13 protein-coding genes and 1 pseudogene are annotated in these 19,309 nt (G+C 44.0%); 6 read left to right on the top strand and 8 right to left on the bottom strand.

All coding sequences use genetic code 11. The annotated features are described in order from the left end of the window. The first annotated feature begins 204 nt into the window (after positions 1–204). The gene (locus tag AC6I1H_RS10620) at positions 205–1,356 is read left to right on the top strand and encodes an NAD(P)/FAD-dependent oxidoreductase (RefSeq protein ID WP_497737565.1); all 1,152 of its coding nucleotides are present in this window, start codon (positions 205–207) and stop codon (positions 1,354–1,356) included. Positions 1,357–1,443: 87 nt separating this feature from the next. Here AC6I1H_RS10620 and AC6I1H_RS10615 read toward each other — a convergent pair whose 3' ends face one another. The 3 genes from AC6I1H_RS10615 to AC6I1H_RS10605 form a co-directional block, all read right to left on the bottom strand. Beyond that, positions 1,444–2,433: a patatin-like phospholipase family protein gene (locus AC6I1H_RS10615; protein ID WP_497737564.1), complete on the bottom strand. Its 990-nt coding sequence runs from the start codon at positions 2,431–2,433 to the stop codon at positions 1,444–1,446. Between the two features lie 23 nt (positions 2,434–2,456). Next, the gene (locus AC6I1H_RS10610; RefSeq protein WP_497737563.1) at positions 2,457–3,056 is read right to left on the bottom strand and encodes a lysophospholipid acyltransferase family protein; all 600 of its coding nucleotides are present in this window, start codon (positions 3,054–3,056) and stop codon (positions 2,457–2,459) included. 68 nt (positions 3,057–3,124) lie between these two features. Then, positions 3,125–3,886 (bottom strand): YlmH family RNA-binding protein, encoded by a 762-nt coding sequence (locus AC6I1H_RS10605; protein WP_497737562.1) that lies wholly within the window; start codon positions 3,884–3,886, stop codon positions 3,125–3,127. A gap of 274 nt (positions 3,887–4,160) precedes the next feature. Here AC6I1H_RS10605 and AC6I1H_RS10600 point away from each other — a divergent pair, with 274 nt between their 5' ends. The 5 genes and pseudogenes from AC6I1H_RS10600 to AC6I1H_RS10580 all read left to right on the top strand — a co-directional run. Beyond that, entirely contained in the window at positions 4,161–4,244 is an 84-nt protein-coding gene (locus AC6I1H_RS10600) for a putative holin-like toxin (RefSeq protein ID WP_497740765.1), read from the top strand. Positions 4,245–4,479: 235 nt separating this feature from the next. After that, on the top strand, positions 4,480–6,597 hold the full coding sequence (locus tag AC6I1H_RS10595) for a Tex family protein (RefSeq protein ID WP_497740764.1): 2,118 nt from the start codon (positions 4,480–4,482) through the stop codon (positions 6,595–6,597). A 265-nt stretch (positions 6,598–6,862) separates the two neighbouring features. After that, entirely contained in the window at positions 6,863–12,247 is a 5,385-nt protein-coding gene (locus AC6I1H_RS10590) for a DUF6531 domain-containing protein (protein WP_497737561.1), read from the top strand. A gap of 18 nt (positions 12,248–12,265) precedes the next feature. Beyond that, entirely contained in the window at positions 12,266–12,571 is a 306-nt protein-coding gene (locus tag AC6I1H_RS10585) for a hypothetical protein (protein WP_497737560.1), read from the top strand. A gap of 346 nt (positions 12,572–12,917) precedes the next feature. Beyond that, a pseudogene (locus AC6I1H_RS10580) lies at positions 12,918–13,523 on the top strand (S1 RNA-binding domain-containing protein); the annotation flags it as partial. 160 nt (positions 13,524–13,683) lie between these two features. Here the strand turns inward: AC6I1H_RS10580 and AC6I1H_RS10575 are convergent. The 5 genes from AC6I1H_RS10575 to AC6I1H_RS10555 are packed head-to-tail and all read right to left on the bottom strand — an operon-like array spanning position 13,684 to position 19,194. Further along, positions 13,684–14,697, bottom strand: coding sequence for a zinc-binding alcohol dehydrogenase family protein (locus AC6I1H_RS10575; protein ID WP_497740762.1), 1,014 nt, complete (start codon positions 14,695–14,697; stop codon positions 13,684–13,686). Positions 14,698–14,740: 43 nt separating this feature from the next. Beyond that, positions 14,741–15,649 (bottom strand): amidohydrolase family protein, encoded by a 909-nt coding sequence (locus AC6I1H_RS10570; protein ID WP_497737559.1) that lies wholly within the window; start codon positions 15,647–15,649, stop codon positions 14,741–14,743. 11 nt (positions 15,650–15,660) lie between these two features. Then, entirely contained in the window at positions 15,661–16,659 is a 999-nt protein-coding gene (locus AC6I1H_RS10565; RefSeq protein ID WP_497737558.1) for an ABC transporter permease, read from the bottom strand. Beyond that, on the bottom strand, positions 16,649–18,172 hold the full coding sequence (locus AC6I1H_RS10560; RefSeq protein ID WP_497737557.1) for a sugar ABC transporter ATP-binding protein: 1,524 nt from the start codon (positions 18,170–18,172) through the stop codon (positions 16,649–16,651). Before AC6I1H_RS10560 ends, AC6I1H_RS10565 begins: the two co-directional genes overlap by 11 nt. After that, positions 18,172–19,194, bottom strand: a complete 1,023-nt coding sequence (locus AC6I1H_RS10555; RefSeq protein WP_497737556.1) for an ABC transporter permease — start codon at positions 19,192–19,194, stop codon at positions 18,172–18,174. Before AC6I1H_RS10555 ends, AC6I1H_RS10560 begins: the two co-directional genes overlap by 1 nt. Between the last annotated feature and the right edge of the window lie 115 nt (positions 19,195–19,309).

The raw sequence follows: 19,309 nt of genomic DNA, 5'->3' as shown, positions 1-19,309 counted from the left end.
CTGGCTTGGCCAAACACTTAAGGTTATTTTAAACCATTCGCTTCTGGTGAGCAAGTCACCGATTTTATTATTGAGGGACGGCTACTGTCCTTATTTTTTTGATTGCAGCTTTGCTGCGGTACGTTATAAATGTTGTATAATCTATATAATTAAATTAATATTTTCCGGTTTACATTACAACATTATTTCAGGGAGGCGCAATGCATGAAAAATACGGCTCAGGCTGTGATCATCGGCGGAGGGGTTCACGGGTGTTCCGTGGCCTACAACCTTGCCAGAAAGGGCATGAGGGATGTAGTGCTTCTGGAGAAAGAATATATTGCAAGCGGAGCCACCGGCAGGTGTGCTGCAGGCATAAGGCATCAGTTCGGCACAAAGATAAACTGCCTGCTCATGAAAGAAGGCATGGAAATACTGGAAAACCTGGACGAGGAGCTGGGGTGGGACAGGAGCCTGGAGATAACCCATGGAGGGTATATATGGCTCGCCTACAGCGAATCCCAGGCGGAGCAACTGAAGCAAAACATAAAGCTGCAGAACAGCCTGGGCATAGTAGACTCGCGCTTTTTAAGCCCCGAGGAAATAAAGGAGATTGTGCCGAAGCTGAACACTGAAGGTGTTGTGGGGGGGTCGTACAATCCCCGGGACGGACATGCCAATCCCTTTCAGGTGACGTACGCCTATGCGGCCGCAGCCAGAAGGCAGGGAGTGGAAATAAATACATATACCGAAGTCATCGGAATCGAGATTCTGTCTCCCGGAAATTTCAGGGTCCGCACTGTTGCGGGCGACATAGATACTCCGATTATTGTGAATTGCGCCGGGGCGTACGGCAAGCGGCTTTCCGCCATGGTGGGACTGGATGTGCCTGTGTATCCCGAGCGGCACCAGATTTTTGTGACGGAGCCTGTGGAATATTTCCTGCCCTGCATGGTGCTATCGTCCCAGCACGGCACCTATTTTAAGCAAAACCCCAACGGCACCATACTCATGGGGGTGGGGGACCCCGAACATGAGCCCAAAGAGTTCAATATTGACGCCAGCTGGCGTTTTCTGGAGGATGCGGTGAAAAAATTCGTTTTTCACCTGCCTGCCATAAAGAATGTGCGCATTGTGAGGCACTGGGCGGGGCTTTATGACATGACCCCCGACTCCCAGGCCATCATAGGCAAGACGCCGGTGGAAGGTTTTTATCTGGACCTGGGCTGGAGCGGGCACGGCTTCCAGATGGGCCCCATAATAGGTTTGCTGCTGGCGGAACTTATAACCGAGGGGAGCTGCCATCTGCCCATTGAAATTTTAAATCTGCAAAGGTATGAGACCGGCGAACTGGTGTATGAACCGGCCTGCGTGTAAGATGCTGAAGGGGTAGTTCTTTTTTCAGAACCACCCCAAGCGGAATTCGCAATATTCTATAAGGACAAGTAAAAACCTGACACCTTATTATAAAATTCTTTCAAGATTTTTTAGGGCTTCTCTCGCAGCTTCTTCGCCTGCCTCTATGCATTCCCTGGCTTTATAGAACTGAAACCATTTTATATAGCTGACCTTTGGCTTTATAGAAACGATTCGGCTCATATCCACTGATGCGCCCGGGTACTGCTCTGAGATTTCGACATTATTCACATTTTTTGTACAAAATTCAAGCGTCCTTGCCACAAAGCATACGCTTTCGGGCAGTATCGGCTCAACGAATCTTATAATTGTGCCTCCGGAAAGAGCGAGATATGAGACCTTTCTGGAGTTTTTCTTATTATTCCACCACCTTTTTATGCGCAAGAGCTTCTCAGTGGCGTCCACGTCGCTCCTGACATCTGAGGCTATTATCACATCCCCGCCCATGTCGCGGGCAGCCTGTATCGGAAGCGATGCCGATATTGAGCCGTCCACCAACCGCCGTCCATTCATGTCTACAGGGTTGAAAATGCCCGGTACTGCCGTACTTGCTCTGAGCGCCCTTGACACTTTGCCGGAGCTGAGCCTTACTTCCTCGCCGGTATCTATGTCTGTGGCCACAAAGGTAGAAGGTATGTCAAGCTCATCGAAGTTCTTGCCGAAGGTGACATCTTCACAGTTTTTCTCCACCCGGTCCCCGGCAACCAATCCCCGCCGGGGCCATATGAAGTCCGCCCAGGAAAGCATCTTTTTTATGCCGGTCTTCAGGGCTATTTGCTCCATCTCCTTGACCGGAAAACCTGCGGCAAAAGCGCCTCCTATAACCGCTCCCATGCTGGCGCCGGTTACAAAATCCACTGGGATACCCGCAGAACAAAGCACCTTCAGCACTCCTATGTGGGCCAGTCCCCTGGCGCCTCCCCCTCCTAAGGTCAGAGCGATGCGGGGTCTGTTGCCTTCAAAATTTTTCTGAGGCATACCCGGATTCACAGGCGTCGTCAAAGAGGATTTCATATTATTATTTTCCCCTAATTCCATCAAAAATCCTCCCATCAAACTTCTTAGTGAAACAGCCTTCTAAACTCTTTTTCCAGCTTCTCATTCATCTTTTGCATGTCTTCCCGGCTTAATTTCTCCTTGCCTGGGAATGCCATTGTATCCCCAATGTTTACCGTAATTCTCCCCCTGCGTGGTATGAAACTTCCCACCGGCAGGACGTTTCGGCTCCCGCAGATTCCAACAGGCAAAACCTTTGCTCCCGATTTTGCCGCAAGATATGCCCAGCCCGGCATCAGCGGCCGCAGGCTTTTATCAGGGCTTACCCCGCCTTCCGGGAAAAGCCCGATAACACCGCCTTTTTCGAGAATCGCAAGCGCCTTTTTGATGCTGCCGAAATCGCCTTGTTCACCGCGGACCGGTACTGCCCCTCCCCAGATCAAGATCTGCTTTAAAACCGGAATTTTAAAAAGATAAGCCGCCGCAAAAAAGGTTATCCTCCTTGGGATGCAGGCAACCAGCACACATGGATCGATTATGCTCTGATGGTTTGAAACAACAATCAGAGGACCCTTTTCCGGCAGTCTTTCAGCACCATGTACCTCGATGCCTCCGGTAATTTTAAAAATTAAAAAAAACAGGGCCTTTGCCAACGAATAAAACATTTTGAGCCCCTCCGTCGAAGTCCCATTTTTTAGGATGCTTCCCGTTACAAAAATTTATTCTCGATAAATTATGATATATATTTGTGCACTTTGACGTATATTCTTCCCTTTTTGCTCTGGCCTCCAACCTCAACTATCTTTGCCCTGCCCAGGCGAGATGCAGATATTACATCGCCTTCCCTTACTTGTGTGGACGGATCTTTTACCACTTTGAAGTTCAGCTTCAAGTTTTCTCCCTTTATGAAGGGAGCCATTTTGGAGCGGGATATGCCGAAGGCCAGGCTGGCAACGGCGTCAATGCGCAGCGATGCAACGGTGCTCTTCATTTCCTTGTAAGATCTCTCGGGCCTGAAAAGTTCTTTGAGGGATATTTCCTCTACCGATACCGGAACGCTTCCCACCTTCACAAGATTCAGGCCGATATATTCAATTATTTCCTGTTTTGCGATAACATCGGCTCCGGTTTTTGTCACCAGAATGTCTCCCAATTTTTCCCGAGCAATGCCCAGTCCCAGTATTGCCCCTAAAAAATCCCGGTGGCCTGGGTGTTCGTCGGGGTCTTTGGGCGTTATTCTGAGAGCGCCCAGGGGTATGTGAAAGGGTTCATCCTTCAAATAATCCGGAAAAGCCACCATAACCTTCCTCTCGGCCTCTTCCCAGCCTCCATCAAAGTAAAAGGCCATGCCAGCAAAGCTGCGGGCCACTTTTTCCGCTATCTTCTGCTGCCCGGGGTCAAGAAAGTTGGAGACCCAGTGTTCTCGGGTCTTCCCTGCTATGGTCAATATGTCGCTTATCCTGGCTTCCAGCATCTTTTCATCCGTGTTTTCCATAAGTCACCTGTCCTTTACTGTAGTTTGCATACGGGATATCCCGTTAATGGCCTGTTTTTATAATGGCCAGTACGATGGGGCGAACCGCCCGAACGATCCTCTTCATTTTCCCTATTATATCATACCGGAACTTATGGCTTCAATGAAGAAATAGCCGTGAAACGCAGCACGCTGTCAGTAGACTTTTCCACAAATTGGTGTTATTATAAATATAAGGTAATCGGCAGGCAGGTGTGGTTGCCGCCTCATTCCCCAACGGAAGGGGGTGGTTGCTATGACTACATACGAAGCATTGTCTCTGATGATAATGTTTTCTATGCTGGTAGTAGCAGTCCTGAAGTTCGGGACAAAAAAATAATCACAACTGCCTTGCCCGCAGTGTGATTATAATTATTTGAAAACTCTGCTGGCAACCGCACCTTGCGGTGTCGATTACCTCTATCCATATTATAACACAATAGTTGGAAAAGTAAACAGCTACTTAAGCACTCATTCGATGGGTGCTTTTTCATGCTAAAATTTTGATTTGAAGGAAAACGCGTGTTGGTATAAAATAGGAGGTGATATTTTTGAAATTTGAGCAGGAGGATTTTATGGACAAAATTGCGAGCAGGCTGTCAAAAGAACTCAATATACGGGAATGCCAGATAGAAGCGGCTGTAAAGCTGCTGGACGAGGGCAACACCGTGCCCTTCATTGCCCGTTACCGAAAGGAGGCCACAGGCGGCCTCACCGACGAACAGCTCAGGAACCTCTCCGAAAGGCTGTCATATCTGCGAAGCCTGGAGGAGCGCAAGGCGGAAGTGTCAAGGCTCCTGGAAGAAATGGGCAAGCTCACTCCCGAGATTCAGGAAAGCCTTTCGCGTGCGGACACCCTGCAGGAAGTGGAGGACATATACAGGCCCTTCAGGCCCAAGCGGCGGACCCGGGCCACCATAGCTAGGGAAAAGGGCCTGGAGCCCCTGGCGCAAAGGGTGCTGGCCCAGGATACTCCCATCGGCCCGGAAGAAGCCGCAGCCTTTGTCGATGCTGAAAAGGGCGTGGAGAGCGCCGAGGAGGCCCTGGCGGGAGCGCTGGATATCATAGCGGAGGAAATATCCGACGATGCGGAGCTTCGCAAGATTATAAGAGATTTAACCTGGCAAAAAGGGGTGGTGCGGTCCTCGGGGTTGAAAGAGGAAGCGTCCACATATTCCATGTATTACGATTTCCGGGAACCCGTAGCAAAAATCGTATCCCACCGCATACTGGCTATAAATCGAGGCGAGAGGGAAGAATTTCTGCAGGTGAAAATCGAACCTCCGGAAGAGGAAATATCCGCCGTTATAAAATCAAGGTACATAAAGAAAGATTCCCGCACCGCCGCGCTCATGGAAAAGGCGGCGGAAGACGCCTACAGGCGGCTGATCGAACCCTCCATAGAAAGGGAAATACGGAACTTGCTCACCGAGAAGGCTGAGGAAAAAGCTCTGAACATATTCGCGAAAAACCTCAAAAATTTGCTGCTTGCACCTCCGGTGAAAAACAGAGTCATCATGGGCTTTGACCCGGCATACCGCACCGGGTGCAAGGTGGTGGTCATAGATTCATCCGGGAAGCTGCTGGCCCACACGGTGTGCTACCCCACTCCGCCGCAAAACAGGATTGAAGAAGCCGCAGAAGAACTGAAAGCCCTGATTGAAAAATTCCAGGTGGACGTGATATCTCTGGGCAATGGCACGGCATCCAGGGAAAGCGAGAAATTTTTGAGCGATCTCATAAAACAAATAAAAAGGCCCGTGTCCTATGTGGTGGTGAGTGAAGCAGGAGCCTCGGTGTATTCTGCATCGGAGCTTGCGACAAAGGAATTCCCGGATCTGGACGTGTCGTACAGGGGCGCCGTATCCATAGCCCGCCGCCTGCTGGACCCTCTGGCGGAACTGGTGAAGATTGATCCCAAGGCCCTGGGCGTGGGGCAGTACCAGCACGATGTGAACCAGAAAAAGCTGTCAGAAAAGCTCTCCGGCGTGGTGGAGGACTGCGTAAACAGCGTCGGCGTGGATGTGAATACCGCATCGCCTCCGCTTTTGAAATATGTGAGCGGCATAAACTCCTCCATCGCGGAAAACATAGTAAAATACCGTGAAGAAAACGGCATCTTCAGGTCCCGCAGAGAGCTCATGAAAGTCCCCAAACTGGGGCCAAAGGCCTTCGAACAGTGCGCGGGCTTTCTCCGGATACCCGAAAGCGACAACATCCTGGACAACACTGCCGTCCACCCGGAAAGCTATGAAATTGCCGAAAAGATAATGGAGAAATATCCGCTCAAGGAACTCCGGAGAAAAACATTCAATGAAGAAGAGATAAAAAAGATGGCCGAAGCCTTCGGAGCAGGGGTGCCCACTTTGAGAGACATTCTTTCGGAGCTCAAAAAGCCCGGGCGCGACCCCAGGGAGGAACTTCCCCCGCCCATATTCCGCACCGATGTGCTGGAACTTAAAGATTTGAAGCCTGGCATGGTGCTCTACGGCACTGTGCGCAACATCACGGATTTCGGGGTGTTCATAGACATAGGAGTCCATCAGGACGGGCTCTGCCACATATCCGAGCTTTCGGAAAGCTTCGTGCGCTCGCCTTTTGACGTGGTGGGCATCGGAGACACGGTGAAAGTAAAGGTGCTCTCCGTGGAGCCGGCAAGAAACAGGATAAGCCTGACGATGAAAGGAGTTTAGATTTTTCCCGGTGCTTTGATAAAAACAGCTTTCATTTTTTCCATTGTTAATCTCCATAGTTTATAAAAAAGTTTGGATGCAATTTATTGTAACCTCCAGAAAGAGGTTATTTTTTATTTTGTACTTATACCGGCAGGAAATAACGAATAAATATAGAATATAAAAAATTGAGAAATACTTGTGAAAAAAGAAAGGAAAAAAGATAAAAAGACCCTCCATTGTCGACCTAAAAATAATTATAATTACAAAAGGAGGTCCTATTATAATGTCCGGTAAAAACATAAAAATCATTATTTCAATTTTAATAATTTTGCACTTCATCTTTTTATCATTTCAGACAGTTAATGCTCAGGAAATGGCCGAACTCGAACAAATAATCGATTCGAAGTCCAATGTCATCGAAACAAATGAAACTAGAATGGATGACAACAATCTTTCATACAGCTCAAATGATAAAGAAATCAATGATGTGGAAAATCGATCATCGTCACCATATTATTCAATAACAACAAAGAATTCAGTATTGCCGAAAGGTATGTATGGAAGTTCAGCCGCCTTTGTCAACGGTAAAATATATATTTTTGGCGGTAATAGCTTCTATGGGTTATTATCCGATGTGTTAGAATACGACCCCGCAGTTGATGAAGTAAAAACTCTTTCGGTTACAATGCCGGCATGTAAAGATCAATCTCAGGCTTTAGAAATAAACGGGAAAATATATCTTTTCGGAGGAAGGCAAGATGAATTTTTTGGTGATGACAACCAAATATTGGAATTTAATCCCGCTACAGAAACCTTTATACAAATCGGTTCCTTACCTGGAAAACGGTGGTATATTTCAGCAGCCGTAAAAGCGTCAAATGGGAAAATATATATTGCAGCACGCATTCTATTTTTAGATGACCTTGTTATAGCTGAATACGATCCCACAACAAGAAGCGTAGCAATTACGCAAACATTGCCGATATACACCATCGGATATATAAAGGGTGGCGCCCAGATTAATGGGAAAATATATTTTCTATCTTGTAGAACAGATTATTATGAATTCAAGCACTATATCTATTTAATAGAATTCGACCCTGACAGAAATACGTTAAATACAGTGGATATAACAGATAAATTTCCAATACCCCGAGATAGTTTCTCTATAATGGCGGGCAATGACAATAATATATATATTTTTGGCGGATTAAACTTAAGTGAAGGGGAATGTGTAAATGATATTTACCAATTAAATCCTACCGACAATACTGTAACAAAACTCAATATAGCACTTCCAAATAATATGTACAACATGGCAATAGCAAAACATCAGGATGGAAGAATATTTTTATTCGGAGGCTACAGCTATGAAAGTTCAACTTATGGTGAAAAAACGATAATTGAGTTTACTATTAATACAGATGATAATAACAATCACGATTATGATCTCTTAAAAACTTTGGGGAAACCAGAAAATTGCTTTTTCGGCAACGACCCCGTAAATCTCGCTACTGGTAATTTTATTTCAGAAGCTACGGATATAAAAATACCTTCTAATGGGTTAAATCTGGATTTCACAAGATTCTACAACTCTATGGACAAAAGCGAAAGCCCGCTAGGGCGAGGCTGGACCCATAATTATAATTCTCATCTAATCTTTACGGATGATGCGATTGATGTAGCTTATCCGGATGGCCATATAAGTCATTATGTCTATGCAAACAATGATTATACGAGATCTGCCGGATGCTATGAAATCCTGACTCCGTGTCAAGACGGGACCTATACGCTCACCTTTAAAGATCAAACAAAATATATGTTTGATTCTTCCGGCAGACTTAACACTATCACTGACAAAAACGGCAATACCGTTAACTTAAACTATAGCGATAGTGTCCTAAATGCTGTATACGATTCTAACGGACGCAGTCTTAATTTCACTTACGACATAGCTGGACATCTAATAAAAATAACCGATTCTGCAGGTCGAACAGTAAACTATAACTACGATACAAACGGTAATTTATCCAGCGTGCAGGATGTAAATGGCAATATAACACAATATGGTTATGATGAAAACGGATTAACGAGCATTACTGACCAAAAAGGGACTGTTATAATAAATGAGTATGATACAAAGGGCCGCGTAACAAAACAAACGGACGGAAACGGCAATATAACAACCTATTCATACGATTCGGTTAACAGGAAAACAACCACAACCGATGCTAAGGGAAATAAGGCGATCGCAGCTTTTGATGAAAATTATCACATCACAAGCATAATATATCCCGGCAATATAGTGGAAAGCTATGGGTACGACAACAATGGCAACCGCATTTCACATACCGATAAAAACGGAAATACAACAAGCTATACCTATGACAGCATGGGCAATATTTTATCTGTGACCGATGCTCTGGGTGAGACGACAGCTTATACCTATGATGCAAAAAACAACCCATTAACTATTATGAACCCCTTAGGTATAATAACACTATACAATTACGACGAAAAAGGCAACCTTATAAGCACAATAACAGATTTCAATGGAATAAATGCTGAAAACAAGATAACGTATAACGCCTATGGACAGCCTGTAACAAGCACGGATGCAGAAGGCAATACGACTTCATATGATTATGATGAATATGGTTATTTAAATAAAGCAACCGATCCGATAGGCAACACAACTTCATACTGTTACGACAAAATTGGAAGATTATTAAACACAACAGACCCAAACGGCGGTATCACAAGCTATAATTATGATAACGCCGGTCACGTGTTGACCATAATGGATGCAGTATATGGAATAACAACATATACCTATGATGTAAGAGGCAACTGTACAAGCGTAACCGACCCGATGGGAAACACAACCTGGTATGAATATGACGCCAACAACAATCTGATTGCAGTTACGGATGCTAATGGAAACAAAACGACCTACACATATGATGCCAATAATAACTGTACATCAGTTACAGATCCGAATGGGAATACAACATACTATACTTATGACAGCATGGACAGGCTTGTATCGAAAAAAGACCCGCTTGGTAATCTCACTGAATATTCCTATGACAATGACGGCAACCGTTTATCTATTACGAAAGCTAACGGGCATACAATAACCTATGCTTACGATGAATTAAATAGGCTGATAATTGAAAACGATACAGGCGATATAATTGAATATGCTTATGATGCCATGGGACGATTAATAAGCACTACTGACCCAAAAGGGCAGGCAACTAGTTATAGGTATGATAACCTCGGAAGACTTGTATTGGTTATTGATCCTGGCGGCAATGAAACCTTCTACGATTATGACAAGACAGGTAAATTAATATCGGTTACTGATGCTAACAATCATAAAACAACTTATGCTTATGACAAGGCAGGCAGGCAAACATCAATAACCGATCCTGTCGGTCATACTACAACGTTTGTTTACGATGCGCTTGGAAATATCATATCAAAGACGGATGCCAATGATAACTGTACTGTATATGATTACGATAAACTAAAAAGAATAGTTAGAATAACTGATGCGTTAGGAAATGTGACCACATACGGTTATGATAAAAATGGTAATCTGCAAAATTATACAGATGCCAATGGACATATATGGAATTACGCTTATGATAAACTAAACCGTGTTGTAGAAACGACCGATCCCATGGGTAATAAAACAAATTATGGTTATGACAATGCAAGCAATAAGATATTCGTTACTGATGCCAACGGAAATATGGTAACTTATAACTACGACAATGCAAATCAATTAATAAAACGCAGCTATCCAGATGGGCGAAACGTAACTTTCTGCTATGATGCAGCAGGCAACAGGATCAAAATGACTGATCCTTACGGCACAACAACATATTCGTACGATGCCAAAGACCGTATAAGCAGCATAGAAAGAAACGGGCAAACAATAAGATATAACTATGATAGCAACAACAACCTGATAAGGCTTACATATCCCGACGGAGAAATCCTGAATTATATCTATGATGCAAACGATAGGATAACAACTGTTGCAGATGCAGTATACAGCATGAGCATAGATTATGATCCTGTAGGCAACAAGATAAAGGAAATAATGCCGAATGGTGTAAAATTAAACTATCTATACGATGAGGCAGACAGATTGACTGTGGCAAATGCAGTATATGGCAATGACACCATTATAGCTTTCCGATATTATTATGATAATGTAGGCAACAGAATAAATGTAAAAGATAAAGACGGCAAAACAACCACGTATAGCTACGACGATATTTATCGTCTAATAAATATCAATTATTCCAATGGTAATAATACGACCTATAAATATGACCCGGTAGGTAACCGAACAAGCATAACAGATAATTTAGGTACTCAAAATTATATTTATGATACAGCTGATAGACTAATCAATATCGATGGTGTACAATATAGTTATGATAACAATGGAAACCTCATAAGGGCCGGTAATAAACACTATACTTATGATTATGAAAACAGGCTTATATCCTATAATGACAACAATCAGACGATAACCTATAAGTACGACGGCGATGGCAACAGAATAGGCATGACGGTATCAGGTGCCGTATATGCCGATTATAGCTATGTAGTAGACCCTGTGGGTCTGTCAAAAGTCCTGCTGGAGGAAGATCGCTTAACAGGAAAAGTCTATACCTACCTTTATTCCGACAGAGTATTTGCGCAAGATTCAACAGATGGCATTTATTACTACACCCCTGACGGATTAGGCAGCATAAGCGTTATAACAGGCGTATACGGGCAGTCTGTTGCAACTTATGACTACGACGTATTTGGCGAACAGACGGTATCGGGCAGCGTCTATCACAACCCTATAGGCTACACAGGAGAATGGCAAGATCCGAATGAGCTAATATACCTCCGGGCAAGATACTACGACCCTGAGACCGGCAGATTCCTGACAAAGGATCCGTTTCCGGGAGATATATTAGACCCAGCAAGCCTTCATCCCTACGTATATGTAGGCAACAATCCGGTAATATATATAGACCCGACGGGCAACATCAAGATATGTGATGTTGTAAATTACGCAGGTGATTCATTCAAGCAACTAATATTAGGTAACTACACAGACAAAGTAACCCTGCTTGGCACAGGGATGCAGGTTGTAACAGGCATATTTAATTTTGATCTACCGGGCGATATAAGGGACATCACATATGACATAACTCATTGGGAATGGTCATGGAGCCATGCAGGGCAGACTGCTAGTGATGTAATAGCTTTAGTTCCAGTTGTAGGAGCGCTGAAATATACAGATGAAGCAGGTACACTTATAAAGGGCACGGGGAAGGGAGCCAAAACAACTCTGGATTACTTGAAAGATGTACAAAAAATTAATGGATACTATTATGCTCCCAAAAACGTAATAGACGAAATTGGGCAGGTTGAAGCAAGGGGAGTAGATTTCTCAAAACTAAGTTCAAATGTAATGTCAAGTAGAGTATCTACCGAGGGTGGATTTTCTAAAGTCATACGATATTCAGATAGTGGTGGTACGAGGTTCATAATTCATGAAGTCACTGATAATGCAGGCAATATATTGCACAGAGATTTTGACGCTGTTAGAATCCAATCAGGTCAATTGATTAATAAGTTATCCAAATGATGGTGGAGGCTAATGATTATGAATATAAATGAAATAATTATTATTTTAAATGAAATAATTGAAAACTATCTAATTGGTAGGTATGATAGGCTGAAAGCTGTTGATAGATTAATTACAACTATCAACCCCGAGGAAATCTATGACCTTGAATCAAATCCATTGATTACAGATTGTTATTTTGCAATTAAACATCTGACAGAGAAAGGCTATGAAACGACTAATGCTGAATTAGTCTATTTAAGAGATTGCATCAAGGGAACAAGAGAATACAATCTGGATGAAAAAAACAGGTTTATATTACAAAAAAACAATGATAAGTTCTAATTGTAGATGACAGGGTCAGCAATGACCCCGCTATGTTCCTTGACAAATACGGATTTTCGCAAATTATAACCCCGATTGTGAGCCCAGAGCCGCAAATCCGACCCCGATTCCGAATGCCTTCCAGCCCACATTGCGGGCTAATGTGGGTCGTGCCGGGGAAGCTCTGCGACCCAGGCGCTTTAACCTGCACCATTTTCGACCCCGTAGTTCAGCCTGTAAACAGGGATGGTTGAAGACAATTTACCGTCGGATAATTTATCTGATGATTTCCGGCACAAAGCCGTCAAATTCGTCCTCACTTTCGAGAGGCGCCAAAACGCAACACAGGGGCACACAGCGGCTATAAAATATAGTAAAATACCGTGAAGAAAACGGCATTTTCAGGTCCCGCAGAGAGCTCATGAAAGTCCCCAAACCGGGGCCAAAGGCCTTCGAACAGTGCGCGGGCTTTCTCCGGATACCCGAAAGCGACAACATACTGGACAACACTGCCGTCCACCCAGAAAGCTATGAAATCGCCGAAAAGATAATGGAGAAATATCCGCTCAAGGACCTCCGGACAAAAACATTCAATGAAGAAGAGATAAAAAAGATGGCTGAAGCCTTCGGAGCAGGGGTGCCCACCTTGCGGGACATCCTTTCGGAGCTCAAAAAGCCCGGGCGCGATCCCAGGGAGGAGCTTCCCCCGCCCATATTCCGCACCGACGTGCTGGAAATCAAAGATTTAAAACCGGGCATGGTGCTCTACGGCACCGTGCGCAACATCACGGATTTCGGGGTGTTCATAGACATAGGAGTCCATCAGGACGGCCTCTGCCACATATCCGAGCTTTCGGAAAGCTTCGTGCGCTCACCTTTTGACGTGGTGGGCATCGGAGACACGGTGAAGGTCAAGGTGCTCTCCGTGGAGCCGGCAAGAAGCAGGATAAGCCTGTCGATGAAGGGAGTTTAGGATGAAGGGATTTTCGATGGAGGGCTTTTACAATAAAAGGGCTGGGATCTCCAGCCCTTTGGCTTTAATCAAAACCCGCCTGCCTATGCACCATCAAGCCATTTGCGGCACCATTGGCTGCCGCTCTGAAAAACCATCGTGCATTGTTCAGAATGCAGTTTTACTCAAATTTTACCAGCACCTTCATTTTGGATTTATTCAAATTTTTAAGGCATTCAAAAGCCTCGGCAGCGTCCTTCAGCTCAAAAACATCGCTCACAAGGCTGTTTATATCCACCCTTGTTATAGAAACCAGATCGATCAGCGGCTCAAAATCCTTCAAACTGTTCCTTGAGCCAAAGACATTGAGTTCCTTTTTTACTAAAACAGTATGATTGAAAGTAGACTCTGTTTTGCCGTTGCCTACAAGTATGACTTTTCCCCCAAAGGCAACGTTCTCTATACAATCAAGAAACGTTTCAGAAATTCCCACTGCTTCGATGCACACGTCCATGCCATGTGAATCGGTAATCTTCATGACTTCCTCTTTTAAATTATGCTTCCCGGAGTCAATAACTCCATCAACGCCCAGTTTTTTTGCATAATTCAATCTTTCCTCATTTATGTCAGCCACATATACTTTTGCCCCTTTTAGCTTCGCCGACAGCATCGCAAAAAGGCCGATCGCTCCGGAGCCGATTATAAGGACGTTGTCCCCCGCCTGTATATTTCCCCTGTTTACCGCATGATATCCGATGGAAAAGGGCTCGATCAGGGCAAGTGTGTCTGCCGGAAGGCCCTTTCCGTAATATATCCTTTCCACCGGCATGGTGATGTATTCGGCGAAAGCCCCATCCCTCTGGACGCCCATAGTCTCATTTTTTTCGCAGCAGTTTACCAGTCCCCTCTGGCATGAATAACACTGTCCACAGTTAAAATAGGGGTTGGCCGTTACCACCATCCCAGGTTTTAATCCCATTCCGTTTTCCCCAACTTCTACGATTTCTGCTGAAAACTCGTGTCCAGGAATCCTTGGATAAGTGGCAAATGGCTGATTACCCGTATATGTTGCAATATCGGAACCGCAGATTCCACAGTATTTTATTTTCAGGAGCGCTTCACCTTTTTTTGGAACCGGTATTTCTTGCTCTATTATTTCAATCTTCCCTGGTTCTTTGATAAATACAGCTTTCATTTTTTCCATATGATTTCGTCCTCTCCGCTTTATAATTTTTTACTTATTCAAAATATACCGTCATAGCATTGTCATAGAATACTTTTTCCAATTCCGCATCTGAAAAGATATCGGCACTTGTAATATATTCGATAAGATTAGTATATTTTTCCCTGGTAAGCACCGATGGCACATCCGTGCCCCAGATCAGTTTTTCCGCGCCTACAATATCCCTTGCCATTTTTATATACTTTCTGCCAGTATGGTACGGATACGTTTCGGGAGCTAAATTCCATGGAACTGCAGCCAAATCAAACCAGACATTATCCAGTTTTAATGTTTCCAGGCCGTTTTTCAGCTCAAGAGTATCATTCAAAGTCGGTGCCAGCAGATGGCATATGACAATCTTCATTTCCGGATACTTCTTTGCAATGTTATAAACGGCTTCTACCTGAAAGCTGGCCATGCCGGGGCTTCCGATATCCAACACCAATGTACCCCTCCTTTTTGCCACCATATAGAATATATCGTCAAATATTTCCCCGTCTATAGCAAAGTCTTCGTGATATCCCATAAAGCCGCCGCCGGAGCTTGCTTCGAACTTGATTATTTTCAGCTTCATAACATTCAGCAGTCTTTCCAATAAACTGTCTTTTTCTTTGCAGAATGGGTCTAAAGTGCCTGCAGCAATAAATCGCTCCGGATATTTTTTAGCCATTTCATAGGTATATTCATTCTGAAAACCGTAGAAACTTCCCTGCAGTAAAACGGCTTTTTCAACGCCGTATCTGTCCATTATGGAAAGCAATGTCTCGCCGGTGAATTCCCGGTCGCCTAATTCCGCCGGAATCAGTTGAATTTCATCCCCGTTGGCCCAGCGCGCCCGACCATTGCCGATGGCACGAAGTTCCCCTTTGCGGCCAAATCCGGCAATTCTCTCTATTACATGAGCATGAGCATCTATCAGCTTCATATTGTAACCTCCTAGGCTTTGCCAATTCTTGCGGCAGATTTTTTGAATTTAACAAGCCCGCTGTTTTTATTTCTTGAATATATATCAAAAGCTACGGCAGCGATAATTATGGCACCCTTTACCACCGTATGGTATATTGAAGGAACTCCCATTAATCTCAAGCCGTTATTCAATAATCCCACAAGAAGTGCGCCAAATACAGAGCCCTGGATGGACCCTTCGCCGCCCATCAGGCTTGTTCCACCCACCACAATTGCAGTCAATACATCGTTCTCATAACCCTGCGCCGCTTTGGCTATGGCCTGCTGGTTCATGGAAGCCAGTATTATTCCCGCCAGGGCTGCAGTAAATCCTGAAAAAATGTAGGAAGCAACGGTAATCTTTTTCGAGGAAATACCGGACAAAACCGACGCTACAGGATTCCCACCCACACAGTATACGCTCCGGCCGAATATTGTTTTGTTCAATATCAGATAACTGATCAATGCCATGGATAAAAATATATATATGGGAAACGGAATTCCTAGCAGCCTGCCCCCGCCGATGAATGTAAAACTTTTGGGCTTCAGACAGCTAATAACCAGGTTGTTGGTGAGCAGTTGGGTAATTCCATAAACTATATTCATGGATGCAAGTGTTATGAGAAAAGGCGGTACACTGAAATTTGTTATGATAATTCCATGGGCAAGCCCTACCATGACACCGGCGCACAACCCGATGGTCAGCCCCTCAATCACCGATGCGTTTGAATAACCGCCGTTTACTATCGTCAATACTGTACATGCTCCGCTCAAAGCAGCCACTGCTCCGACGGAAAGGTCGATGCCTCCCAGGAGAACCGGGTATATCGCGCCGCAAATCATTACACCATATATCGATATGGCAAGAAGTATACTCTTAAAGTTGCTTGCCGTTGGGAATATCCTCGGCTGAAGGATTGTCAGAATCAGCATCAAAATCAGCAGGATTAACGGCCTTTGAAATCTCTTTATAATCTGTCTATTGTTCAAATTGCTCAGCCTCCTCTCTTGTAATTCCCGAAGCAGCCTTCAAAACATCTTCCTGGGAAACAAAACCGTCATTAAATTCTTTAATTATCCTTCCATTCCTTAATACGATAATCCTGTGAGATACCCGGAGTAATTCCTTCAGATCTGATGAAACGACTATAACTGCAACACCTTTTGATGCAAGGTCTTCAATTATGTTGTAGATTTCTTCCTTTACTCCTATATCAATCCCTGCTGTGGGCTCATCGACAAGCAAAAGCTTTAAATTACGCATTAACCATTTACCCACCACTACCTTTTGCTGATTTCCGCCCGATAGGTTCATAACCTGGATTTCCGGGTTGTTCGGGCGGATATCGAGCTGCGATATTGCCTCCTTGCAAAAAGCCAGCTCCTCCTTGGCTTTTACCCATATATTTCTCGCACTCAATCTGTCGTAGTTTGGAGCCGCAATATTCCGAGTAATATCCAGCAGAGGAATTAATCCCTGATTCCTCCTGTCTTCAGGTATCATGGCAATTCCGGCGCGTATATTCTTAATTATTGATGAAGGTAAAGGCTTTCCATTAAATAATATTTCACCCGAATCATATTTTTTTGCTCCATAAATGCTGTGCAAAACTTCTGTCCTGCCCGAGCCCACCAGGCCTCCTATACCCAGGACCTCGCCTTCATGGACTTCAAAACTTATATCGGCGAAAACACCCTTGCATGACAATTTATTAACTTTCAGGACAACATTTTTGTCATTTCTGCGCATCCTGCCCAGTCCACTTGTATCAACAAGTTCTTTTCCAATCATAAAGCGTATTACATCCGTTGGATTTATCTGTCCCTTTTCGAGCACAGCAATATTTTTACCATCTCTTAGGATGGTGATCCTATCCGCTAATCTGTATATCTCTTCTAATCTGTGCGATATATATAAAATACTGACATTTTTTTGTTTTAAATTGTTTATTATATTAAACAAACTTTCGGCCTCTTTTGAGCTGAGGGACGCCGTAGGTTCATCCATAATTATTAAAGAAGACTCAAAGGTCAATGCCTTCAGTATCTCAACTATCTGTCTTTGCGCAATGCTGAGGGTCTCTACAATGGCATCAGGGTCCACGGAAAGCCCGTAGTAATCCATGATTTCAATCACTTTTTTTCTCATAGACTTTTTATTCAAGATGCCCGCCGTATCTTTTTCCCTGCCGAGAAATATGTTTTGAGTGACAGTAAGGGTTGGAATAAGGCTCAATTCCTGGTATATTACTGAAATCCCCAATTTTATTGCATCGTGCCTTGAGTTTAGTTCTACCTCTGTGTCATTATAACGAATGATACCCGCATCCTTCTGATAAGCACCCGTAAGAATTTTCACAAGAGTAGATTTTCCAGCACCGTTTTCCCCTATCAAAGCATGGACCTCGCCGCGCCGTATTTCTAAATTTACTTTTTTTAAAACCTTTACACCCGAGAAACTCTTTTCAATGTCCCGAGCGCTTAAAAGTATATCATTATTCATTATTGTGCCACCCCCGTTTCAGTTCCATTGCCTTGAGCAGACATGTCCTCCAGTTTTTTTGCTTTTGTCGTCCTAGCTTCCATGAATTTCTGGTACACGGAATCGAATATCACCATCACAACAATTACAAGTCCTTTTATAATTATCTGGTATGCTGCGGGGAAATTATATTTATATAAGCCATTGGTCAGGACAGCCATGAACAGAGTGCCTATTACGCTTCCGAAAACATCTCCGCGGCCTCCGCAAAAAGAACAGCCGCCAACAACCACAGCCGCAATAACATCAAATTCCAAGCCAATACCCATTTCCGGGGTTGCGCTCTGCATCTTCGCCGCCAGAAAAAAAGCACCGATTGCACAGCATAAGCCGGATATGGTATATACCATTATTTTCACTCTATCAGAATTAATACCGGAAAGATTAGCAGACTTTAAATTTGCACCGACAGCATATGTGTATATCCCAAATCGGGTTTCTCTGAGTATGAACTGGCCGATTACCGCCATAATAATAAACGCTATAGTTGCAAGATATAGGCCGTTTATGTGTCCGCCCAGAATAATAAAAGCGGGATTTTGTATTACTTTATTGCTTATGACTCCATTTTCCCTTATAGCAAAGACCAGGGTCAAACCCCTAAAAATGCCCTGGGTTGATAGGGTAGCAATAAAATCCGGCAGTTTCAGTTTCGCCACGAGAAAACCGTTCAGGCTGCCCGCCAGAATTCCAATAATTGCTCCTATAAGCAGGATAACCGGCACAGACAATGTTGTATAATATAACAATCTGGCACAGATCATGGCAATCAGTGCTACCAGCGCTCCGGTAGAAAGGTCAATGCCAGCAGTAATTATAACAAATGTAACACCCACTGCTAAAATACCTGTTACAGCGGCTTCACGTAATAAAGTGAATATATTATTCTGCGTCAAGAAATATTTGCTCGTGGTCCCGAATATAACTATTAGCATAAAAAGCAACACCAGTGAAAATAACCGCCGTATAGTCTCCTGTCTCACATCAGACTCCTCCCTATAAAACCTGGTCATTGTGGTTTTCAATAGATATTTTCGAAAAAATGGAGGTAACTTGAGGTTACCTCCGCTACTTTCGTCAGAATTAATAACTATCTTC

This window comes from Biomaibacter sp. TOL, from assembly GCF_059717795.1.
The sequence above is the reverse complement of the archived record's forward strand: the minus strand, read 5'-3'. Positions and strand labels throughout refer to the sequence as shown.